This is a genomic window from Streptococcus fryi (assembly GCF_053206505.1).
In genome coordinates, this window is the sequence record NZ_JBRUGW010000012.1 from 39,134 (window position 1) to 48,875 (window position 9,742).

Genomic DNA, 9,742 nt, shown 5'->3' on the forward strand with positions numbered 1-9,742 from the left:
TATTTTGCTACAAGATTGTCATTTACATAGTTCCTTTTCATTTGATTCTGACCAAAGTTTAGAGGAGTATCTTTTACATAGTAATGGTCTTGTGGTGACCACTGAGCATTTTGATTTGTCCAATCCTTATACAGGATCGGACGATATTCCAGATGCTGAAGCTTATTTTAGAGAAGTAGATCGTCTCAATAAACAGTATCATTATCGTCTTAGAAAAGGGATTGAAATTGGGTACTATGAACCTAGAGAAGCAGATATCCTAGCTTATCTGAACGGTAAGGCTTACGATTTAAAACTGTTGTCCATTCATCACAATGGGCGTTACGATTATTTACAGTCGGATGTTTTTGATGAACCTTGGCAAGATGTTCTGACGGATTATTTATCCCGCTTAGAGTATGCGATTGGTCGAGTAGATGCAGATGTTTTAGCTCATTTTGATTATGGGTTTAGAAAGCTAGGGTTAACGGTTAATCAGTTAAGTCAGTTTGAAGAGCAACTGAAAGCCATTTTTCAAAAAATGGTCCACTACAATCTTGCCTTTGAATTGAACACTAAAAGTCTTTTTTCTTATGGCAATGAAGCTCTATATGTATATGCTCTAGGTTTATTGAATGACATTGAAGGTGTGACTTACACAATTGGTTCTGATGGTCACCATTTAGCTCATTATCGCTTGGATTTTGATAGGTTAGAAGATTGGTTAGATCGTTTGGGGTTTGATCGAAATCACCTAATGATATTGTCCTAGTCAATGTTCTCAAACCTTATTAACACCACTAAATAACACTCAAAATAAAAACGTTTACACATTGTGAAAATAGTTGAGATTTTAATCAATATAGCCTATAATACTAGAGATAATAAATGATGTTATGGCATCAACAACCTGCCGTTTTCAAGGTTGACTAGGTTGGTTAATCGTCTACCACTAATTGGTTAAGAGGTTGGTGACTTTGCTCCAATCTTTATTAGTGTTGATTGTGTGATTAGGACTTGATAGTAAATATCTAAAAATCAACTGGGCGTGGCTGTCCAGAGCTATGATGGGGATCGTAATGAAACAAAAATTAATGGCGGTGTTAACAGGTTTAGTTTGGTTAGGGCTTCTGTGTGCTGTTATAGCCACAAAACCTCAGTCAAAAGAGGAGCCAAAGAATAAGGATACTGTTAAAAAAGAGATCAAACCGATAAAAATACCTGAGAAAAGTCAGGCGGCTAAGCAAAAGGTTATGGATGAAGATTTGGCGATAATGGATTATTATGGTCTATACTATGATTATCCTAATCTCAGCTTAGAAGAAACGGTTAAGGCTTATTTAGATGAATTTGGTATTCCGTATGACAGTGTTGCCTTTTCTTATAAAAACATGGAAACAGGGCAAATGTTTAGCATGAATGACGAGCAACCGATGACTGCGGGTTCAACATATAAATTACCATTGAATATGTTGGTAGTAGATGGCGTGCGTTCAGGTCGGTTTTCCATGACTAAGGAATACGATATCTCCAAGGTTCAGTATGAAAATGAATATGAATTTTTAGCTTATTTGGGACAATTTGGTGAATCGATGACTATCCCAGAAATGCAACGGTATTCTTTGGTTTACTCTGAAAACACGCCAGCACATGGTTTGGTGCAAATGCTAGGTGGTTTTTCAAAAGCCTATAAGGCCATGGAACGTTATGGCAAATCTAAGTCAGATTTGAAAACGATTGATATCAACAATGGTAACAAGACGACTACAGATTTCTACATTCAGGTGTTAGACTATTTATGGCATCACCAAAAGGAATATGAGGATATTTTAGCATTTATTGGTGAATCCTTTCCAAATCAATATTATAAAGCTTACTGGCCGAATTTAACCATTTACCAAAAACCTGGTTATGTTGCAGAAGCTCTAAATATTGATGCCATTGTTTATGAGGAAACACCTTATTTGATTGCCCTTTATACGGCTGGTTTAGGAGGTGCTTCGGCAGCTGATACAGAAGTAAATCCTTACGGCTATCATCTCTTAACACAATTGACTTATGTCATTAACGAGTGGCATAGAGTTAATCAAAACCCTTAGATAAAACTCTCTGAAGAAATGACGTTCACCACAGAACTTTATGAGATTGGAGAAGCAAAAAACCTACCAGATTATCATATCTATGATGGACTGGTAGGTTTTTTGTATAGGGGATAACGAATCTTGTTTGCATTCATGTTTTCGCTTATCGGTTTAAGGATATAAAAGCTGCTAAATGATTTTGTTGGATAATGGGAACTAGTAGCACACTTAAAACATAGCCAATCATTAAAAGGATGAATAGGCCTAACAAAATAATCATATGCTTTTTACGGCTAATGGATAGATAAGCGATAAATTCACGGATAAAGGCATTTAAACTAAAATAGAATTTAGATGATGCCCCATAACCGATACACTTGACGCCCTCTTGTCGAGCGATTAATAAGGCTCTGAAAATATGATAAGAATTCGTTACAATGGCAATCTTACTAGGTTTTGGTATTAAATCGTAGCTAAACCTGACGTTCTCTTCAGTGGTAGTTGCCTTATCTTCTAAGAGGATATCCTGTTTTGGAATACCTTGTCTTATGGCATAGTTACTCATGGCGAGAGCTTCTGAAATCACTTCGTCATGGCCTTGTCCACCAGACATGATGAGTTTGGCACTGGTTTGTTTCCGATAAAGTTTGATAGCCTTGTTGATACGACTAGCTAAAAGCGGTGTCACCTCTGTTCCCATCAGACCAGCACCTAAAACAATAATGTAATCAATATTCTTTTGAGGGAGATTAATCATGTTAATCAAGCTTGAGACAGTATACAGTGAGGCTTGGGCGATGAGATAGAAAATGACTAGACCGATGTAAACTTCAATTATTGCTAAGAAGCTATTTGGTTGAATATGCTTAGTGATTATCGGAAAGATAATAAGATATAGTGGTATGATAATCCCCAAGCCTAGCGACAACATATTTCTAAAGGAAAAGCCTTCACGTCTCAGGATTTTGACCCCGTTGTAGAGGAAAGTAAGATTTAACAAGAGGGGACCTGCTAAGAGAGTCATGGCTATGGCGACAACGATAATCATGACAATGGTTCTTAGCCAGAACAGGTTTTTGAAGGCTTCACTCATTTCCACGGAGATAAGAAGGTAGAGCAGAGTTGTCCCACTAGCTAAGCCGAAGGTAAAGCCAGACAGTAGATTACGTCGTTCAATGACAAGATTGGCGATAAAAAGAGCAATGGATAACAGTGTTATGTAAAGCATCGTTAGTCCTCACGCGCTTATTTCACGAACATGGCGTCACCAAAGCTGAAAAATCGGTATTTTTCAGTGACAGCATGTTTGTAGGCTTCTAAGACAAATTCCCGTCCAGCAAATGCTGATACCAACATGACCAAAGTTGATTTTGGTAAGTGGAAGTTCGTTGAAAAAGCATCAACTATGGTAAATTGGTAACCAGGTTTAATGAAAATATTGGTCCAACCAGAGTCTTCTTGCAGTTTTCCCTTAAATTTTTGACCGATGGTTTCAAGCGTACGAATGGATGTTGTACCGACGGCGACGATGCGACCGCCATTTACTTTGACCTCGTTTAGCGTTTCTGCTGCCTGTGTTGATAGACTGTAAAACTCAGAGTGCATATCGTGGTCATCAAGATTGTCAACAGAGACAGGACGGAAGGTACCAAGTCCTACATGGAGGGTTAATTCGACCAATTTTACCCCTTTGGCTTCAATTTTCGCCAATAATTCTTTGGTGAAATGAAGGCCCGCAGTTGGAGCAGCAGCAGAACCGTTCTCTTTAGCATAGACAGTTTGATAACGATCACGGTCAGCTAGTTTTTCATGAATGTATGGTGGTAAGGGCATCTCACCTAGACTTTCTAGCACTTCTAAGAATATTCCGTCGTAAGTGAAAGTCACAATGCGACCACCATGTTCTAATTCTTCAGTGACAGTAGCCATCAAGCGACCATCACCAAAGCTGACTTTTGTCCCGACTTTCAATCGTTTAGCAGGTTTGGCTAGCACTTCCCATTGATCCCCAGTGATATTTTTTAAGAGTAGGAATTCGACGTGACCATGCGTATCAGGTTTTTCACCATAAAGTCTAGCAGGCAGGACGCGGGTATTGTTCATCACCAAAGCATCACCAGGGTTTAGCTCATTCAAGATATGATCAAAATGGTGATCGACCATTGTTTTTTTCTCTCTATCAATGACTAAGAGTTTAGAGCTATCTCTCTGCTCAAGCGGTGTTTGGGCAATCAGTTCTTCTGGTAAATCAAAATCAAAATCGTTTGTATGCATATCTTCTCCTTACAGTTGTCAATCTTACTTATTATATCATAGAAAGGCTGTCAAATGAGGTCTGATGTGTCAAGATTTATCTAAAAACAGCTATTATAGCTATTAGATGTAGGAAATTAATTGGTTATTTTATTATAAAAGGGTTCGACATTTCATTGACAAATATTGGTCTATACCGTATAATAAAGGTAAGATATTTGGTATATACCAAACAGGAGGGAAATATGAAAGTTATCAGAGTTCAGTCGCAAGAAGAAGGTGCAAAGGTTGCTTTTGAGTTATTGTCAGAAAAGATTGCTGCTGGGGCAAAAACACTTGGTCTAGCAACAGGAAGTTCACCAATTCATTTTTATCAAAAAATCATTGCCAGTGATCTTGATTTTTCAGATATGGTCAGTATCAATTTGGATGAGTATGTAGGTTTGTCAGCAGATAACGACCAATCTTACCATTATTTCATGGCACAAAACTTATTTAACGACAAGCCCTTTAAAGTGAGCTATCTTCCAAACGGTAAAGCTGAAGATCTTGATATTGAGGCTAAGCGCTATAATCAGGTGATTGCAGACAACCCGATTGACCTACAAATTTTAGGTATCGGACGTAATGGACATATCGGCTTTAATGAGCCAGGGACACCTTTTGATAGTCAGACACATTTGGTTGCTTTGGCTGAGAATACGATTGAAGCCAACGCACGTTTCTTTGAGAAAGAAGAAGATGTGCCTAGACAGGCTCTGTCAATGGGGATTGCGTCAATTTTATCAGCTAAGACGATTGTTCTTTTTGCTTATGGTAGTGAAAAAGCAGATGCCATTTATGGTATGGTAGAAGGTGAGATGACCGAAGATTTACCAGCTAGTGCCTTGCAACAACACCCAGATGTGATTGTTATTGCAGACGAAGCTGCAACTAGTCGTTTATCACTGTAAAAGATTAATTAGCCATATAAAGATTTGTTACACTTTAATAAATGACCCGTCAGAACTGTCTTGTCATGTGACAGCCTTGACGGGTCGTTTTTTGTTTTTGTAATGTTTTCAATTAATCTTGTTAAAGCAAGTCTGTGATAGCCTTCTCAACAGTTGTCATGTTTACAGTTGGTTCAAAGCGAGCAACAACATCTCCATCACGAGATACTAAAAATTTTGTGAAATTCCATTTGATGTCAGGGGTATTTTTATAGTTGCTATCTAAGGTTTTTAAAAAGGCTGACATAGCAAGCCCTTTGGGGCTGATACCGAATCCTTTGAAGGCTTGCTGGCTTTTTAAATAGGTATAGAGAGGTAGAGCATTGTCACCGTTGACATCTGATTTGGCCATTTGCTCAAACTGGGTTTGGTAGTTCAATTGGCAAAACTGATAGATATCCTCGTCGCTACCAGAGGCTTGTTGGTTAAACTGATTACAAGGGATATCAATGATTTCCAAACCAACGTCGTGGTATTTGTCATATAAGGCTTGTAAATCCTTGTATTGTGGTGTGAAGCCGCATCCCGTTGCAGTGTTGACGATGAGGAGGACTTTGCCTTTGAAGGTTTTTAGAGAAATCTCATCTTCGTGACGATTGTTGAGTGAGTAGTCATAAATCATAGTGGTCATTCCTTTCTAGGTAAGTTTATTATAGCATATCCCATTAGCTGACGCATGATGACTGGATATGATAAAATAGACTTATGAGATTAGATAAGTGTTTAGAAACCGCAGGTTATGGTTCACGTAATGAGATTAAAAAACTCATCAAAGCCAGACAGGTTACTGTTAATGGTTTGGTAGCTCATAAAGGTAGCCAGATTGTCGATCCTGTTTTGCAAGAGATTTGTGTCAAAGAACAGCGTCTTCAAGCCCAAGGGGCTGTTTATTACCTTTTAAACAAGCCAAGTGGAGTGGTGACGGCAGTATCAGATGAGTTACATCAGACTGTTGTCGATTTAATTGCTGAACCAGACAGACGAGAAGGTCTCTACCCGATTGGTCGCTTGGATAGAGATACAGAAGGACTGATTGTAATGACCAACAACGGTCCATTGGGTTATCGCATGCTACATCCCAGTTATCATGTGACTAAGATTTATGAGGTGACGGTCAATGGCTTTCTCGCATATGATGCCGTTGCTTTCTTTCGAAAAGGAGTTGTCTTTTTAGATGGGACACGTTGTCAACCAGCAGAATTGACCATCTTAGCTCAAGGTAATCAGGAGAGTAGAGCCAGACTGATGATTTCTGAAGGGAAATTTCATCAGGTCAAAAAGATGTTTTTGGCTTATGGCTTAAAAGTTACTCACCTCAAGCGAATTTCCTTTGGTCCTTTTAAGTTAGATGAGACATTGGCATTGGGGACTTATCGGACATTGACAGAAAAAGAAGCAGATGATTTATTGGCCTTTTTTGATTAAAAGGCTTTTTTTGACGAATAATAAAGTAAGGGGGGAATATGTTATCAGCTTACGATGAAACAGGTGCCTTGATATGTCTGGTTGATAACCCTACTGTCAGGGGGAAATTGTTTTCTTGTCCAGCTTGTCGGGGTCAGGTTATTTTGAAACGGGGAACACGCTATCGTCCACATTTTGCCCATAAGCGCTTAAAAGACTGTACATGGTATCAGGAAAATGAAAGTGCTGAGCATTTGAATTTAAAAGCATCTTTATATCAATCCTTATCACTCACAGAGGATGTTCACATTGAGTATTTATTTGCCGATATCCAGCAGATTGCAGATGTGCTCGTTAACCAGCAACTGATTTTAGAGGTTCAGTGTAGCCCATTATCACATGACCGCTTGCGAGAACGGACACAGTCATATCTCGAAGCTGGTTTTCAGGTTCGGTGGCTATTAGGCGAAAAGCTATGGTTGGGAAAAAAGTTAACGCAGTTACACAGAGACTGTCTTTATTTCTCCAAAAACATGGGCTTTCACTTGTGGGAACTGGATGATAAGAAAGGGCTTTTGCGCTTAAAATACCTTATTCATGAAGATTTGGAGGGGCAGGTACACCATCTCACAAGGATTGTTCCTTTTGATGAGCTTACTTTGTCGGATTTCCGTTTGCCTTTTTTAAAGCAAAAATGCCATCATCTAAAGGTCTATCAAAATCAAGCTATACACACCTATATCCAAAAGCAACTCTATTATAAATCAACTTTTTGGCTAAAGGAGCAGGCAATGGCTTACGAACAAGGCGACAATCTCTTGACCAGACCACTAGAAGCTTTTTACCCTCAAGTGAGATTGCCCAGATTGGTAGCATCAGACTTTCCTCAAATCACAGAGGATTTAACGACATATTACCAGCATTTTGACAGGTTTTACCAAGCACAGGAGGATAAAACCTATCAAATCCTATACTCACCTGCTTATATCCTGAGAAACTAGCAAGATGATGAGGGATTTGGTAGGAAAATACTCACGAAAATCCTCCCTCCTGGCTTATTTTATGGTAAAATAGGGTATATTTATCAGAAAAGAGGAATAAAATGTCAGAAAATCGTCGTCATTTAGATGAAAAATACACATGGGATTTAACGACTGTTTTCCCAACAGATGAAGCTTGGGAAGCGGGATTTGAAACCTTATCGGCCGATGTTGAAGCGGGTCGTGCTTATGAAGGTCAGTTAGTCACATCAAGTGAAAACCTATTGAAAGCCACTGAGTTACAACTTGATCTGATGCGTCGTCTTGAAACATTATATGTCTATGCATCAATGAAAAATGACCAAGATACAACAGTTGCTAAGTATCAAGAATACCGTGCCAAAGCCACAGCTCTCTACGCTAAGTTTTCAGAAGTGTTTGCTTACTTTGAACCAGAATTTATGGCGATGAGTCAGGAAACGCTTGAGCAGTTGATGGCAGATGAGGAGGGCTTATTACCTTATGCTCATTACTATGAACGTTTGATGCACCAAAAAGAGCATGTCTTGTCCAAAACAGAAGAAGAGTTATTGGCGGGAGCAAGTGAGATTTTTGGAGCTGCTAGCGAGACGTTTGGTATTCTTGACAATGCTGATATTCGTTTCCCTTATGTGCCGGATGGTGAGGGAGATGTTATCGAGTTGACGCATGGTAACTATATCAGTTTGATGGAAAATCCTAATCGTGAAGTGCGTCGTGAAGCCTACGAAGGCATGTATAGCACCTATGAGCAATTCCAACACACTTATGCAAAGACCTTACAGACGAATGTTAAGGTGCATAATTTCAAGGCAAAGGTACGTCGTTTTAGCTCTGCACGCGAAGCAGCATTAGCAGCAAACTTTATACCAGAATCTGTTTACGATACCTTAGTTGAAACAGTTAATAAACATTTACCGTTATTACATCGCTACATCAAATTGCGCAAAGACATTCTTGGTTTGGATGATTTGAAGATGTATGATATGTACACGCCGTTGTCACAGACAGATTTGAGCTTTACCTACGATGAAGCATTGGCTAAGTCTGAAGAAGTCTTATCTATCTTTGGTAAGGACTACGCAGACCGTGTTCATGCGGCATTTACAGAACGTTGGATTGATGTTTATGAAAACAAAGGTAAGCGTTCGGGAGCTTATTCGGGAGGTTCTTATGACACCAAAGCCTTCATGCTCTTAAACTGGCAAGATACTCTGGATAACCTTTATACTTTGGTACATGAAACAGGTCACAGCTTACACTCGACCTTCACTCGTGAAAATCAACCTTATGTTTACGGAGATTATAGCATTTTCTTAGCAGAGATTGCGTCAACAACAAATGAGAATATTTTGACAGAAACCTTGCTTAACGAAGTGACTGATGATAAAGTCCGTTTTGCGATTTTGAACAATTATCTTGATGGTTTCCGTGGTACAATCTTCCGTCAAACCCAGTTTGCCGAGTTTGAAGATGCCATTCATAAGGCAGACCAGGCAGGTGAGGTCTTGACAAGTGAATTCCTAAATAACCTTTATGCTGAGTTGAATGAAAAATACTATGGTCTGTCTAATGAAGACAATCCAGAAATCCAGTATGAGTGGGCGAGAATTCCACATTTCTACTACAACTACTACGTTTACCAGTATTCAACAGGTTTTGCGGCCGCTAATTTCTTGGCAGATAAGATTGTCAATGGCACGCAAGAAGACAAGGACAAATACCTTGATTACCTCAAGGCAGGTAATTCAGACTACCCATTAAATGTTATTAAAAAAGCTGGAGTTGACATGTCTGAATCAGCTTATCTTGAAGCTGCATTTGCTGTCTTTGAAAAACGCTTGGCAGAACTTGAGAGCCTCGTTGCAAAGGGAGCGCATTTAAATTAGGCTCTTTGTCAACTGTAGTGGGTAGATGAAAAGCTAACATCTGGAGAGAATCAGATTGGTTCTCTCCTTTTTGATGTTCAAGGCAATCAAAATCCTTCTTTTAAAGTTGTCAAAGTTTCGGAATC

At 39.1% G+C, this 9,742-nt stretch carries 9 protein-coding genes; 6 read left to right on the forward strand and 3 right to left on the reverse strand.

The features are described 5' to 3' along the window. The first annotated feature begins 1 nt into the window (after position 1). Together ACVRZH_RS04685 and ACVRZH_RS04690 are read left to right on the forward strand one after the other, a co-directional pair. The gene (locus tag ACVRZH_RS04685) at positions 2-751 is read left to right on the forward strand and encodes a PHP domain-containing protein (RefSeq protein ID WP_447454173.1); all 750 of its coding nucleotides are present in this window, start codon (positions 2-4) and stop codon (positions 749-751) included. A 307-nt stretch (positions 752-1,058) separates the two neighbouring features. Further along, the gene (locus tag ACVRZH_RS04690; protein ID WP_447454162.1) at positions 1,059-2,078 is read left to right on the forward strand and encodes a serine hydrolase; all 1,020 of its coding nucleotides are present in this window, start codon (positions 1,059-1,061) and stop codon (positions 2,076-2,078) included. A gap of 145 nt (positions 2,079-2,223) precedes the next feature. Here ACVRZH_RS04690 and ACVRZH_RS04695 read toward each other — a convergent pair whose 3' ends face one another. Both ACVRZH_RS04695 and queA read right to left on the reverse strand, forming a co-directional pair. Further along, positions 2,224-3,288: a YdcF family protein gene (locus ACVRZH_RS04695; protein WP_447454163.1), complete on the reverse strand. Its 1,065-nt coding sequence runs from the start codon at positions 3,286-3,288 to the stop codon at positions 2,224-2,226. Positions 3,289-3,305: 17 nt separating this feature from the next. Then, a complete protein-coding gene (queA, locus tag ACVRZH_RS04700; RefSeq protein ID WP_447454164.1) occupies positions 3,306-4,334 on the reverse strand; it encodes a tRNA preQ1(34) S-adenosylmethionine ribosyltransferase-isomerase QueA in 1,029 nt (342 codons plus the stop codon). 224 nt (positions 4,335-4,558) lie between these two features. On the opposite strand from queA, the gene nagB reads away from it, so the two are divergent. Next, positions 4,559-5,266 carry a glucosamine-6-phosphate deaminase gene (gene nagB, locus ACVRZH_RS04705; protein WP_447454165.1) on the forward strand — a complete coding sequence of 236 codons (708 nt, stop codon included), beginning with the start codon at positions 4,559-4,561 and terminating at the stop codon, positions 5,264-5,266. Positions 5,267-5,387: 121 nt separating this feature from the next. Here nagB and ACVRZH_RS04710 read toward each other — a convergent pair whose 3' ends face one another. Continuing rightward, on the reverse strand, positions 5,388-5,936 hold the full coding sequence (locus ACVRZH_RS04710; RefSeq protein ID WP_447454166.1) for a glutathione peroxidase: 549 nt from the start codon (positions 5,934-5,936) through the stop codon (positions 5,388-5,390). A 74-nt stretch (positions 5,937-6,010) separates the two neighbouring features. Here ACVRZH_RS04710 and ACVRZH_RS04715 point away from each other — a divergent pair, with 74 nt between their 5' ends. From ACVRZH_RS04715 to pepF, 3 genes are all read left to right on the forward strand, one after another. Then, positions 6,011-6,730: a pseudouridine synthase gene (locus ACVRZH_RS04715; protein WP_447454167.1), complete on the forward strand. Its 720-nt coding sequence runs from the start codon at positions 6,011-6,013 to the stop codon at positions 6,728-6,730. 38 nt (positions 6,731-6,768) lie between these two features. Next, positions 6,769-7,710: a competence protein CoiA gene (locus ACVRZH_RS04720; protein WP_447454168.1), complete on the forward strand. Its 942-nt coding sequence runs from the start codon at positions 6,769-6,771 to the stop codon at positions 7,708-7,710. A gap of 101 nt (positions 7,711-7,811) precedes the next feature. After that, on the forward strand, positions 7,812-9,617 hold the full coding sequence (gene pepF, locus ACVRZH_RS04725) for an oligoendopeptidase F (RefSeq protein ID WP_447454169.1): 1,806 nt from the start codon (positions 7,812-7,814) through the stop codon (positions 9,615-9,617). Positions 9,618-9,742 lie beyond the last annotated feature (125 nt).

What these genes read in the sequence shown, in the direction of transcription:
- ACVRZH_RS04690 (WP_447454162.1), top strand. Translation starts at nt 1,059, where the DNA reads ATGAAACAAAAATTAATGGCGGTGTTAACAGGTTTAGTTTGGTTAGGG.
- ACVRZH_RS04695 (WP_447454163.1), bottom strand. Translation starts at nt 3,288, where the DNA reads ATGCTTTACATAACACTGTTATCCATTGCTCTTTTTATCGCCAATCTT.
- queA (WP_447454164.1), bottom strand. Translation starts at nt 4,334, where the DNA reads ATGCATACAAACGATTTTGATTTTGATTTACCAGAAGAACTGATTGCC.
- nagB (WP_447454165.1), top strand. Translation starts at nt 4,559, where the DNA reads ATGAAAGTTATCAGAGTTCAGTCGCAAGAAGAAGGTGCAAAGGTTGCT.
- ACVRZH_RS04710 (WP_447454166.1), bottom strand. Translation starts at nt 5,936, where the DNA reads ATGACCACTATGATTTATGACTACTCACTCAACAATCGTCACGAAGAT.
- ACVRZH_RS04715 (WP_447454167.1), top strand. Translation starts at nt 6,011, where the DNA reads ATGAGATTAGATAAGTGTTTAGAAACCGCAGGTTATGGTTCACGTAAT.
- ACVRZH_RS04720 (WP_447454168.1), top strand. Translation starts at nt 6,769, where the DNA reads ATGTTATCAGCTTACGATGAAACAGGTGCCTTGATATGTCTGGTTGAT.
- pepF (WP_447454169.1), top strand. Translation starts at nt 7,812, where the DNA reads ATGTCAGAAAATCGTCGTCATTTAGATGAAAAATACACATGGGATTTA.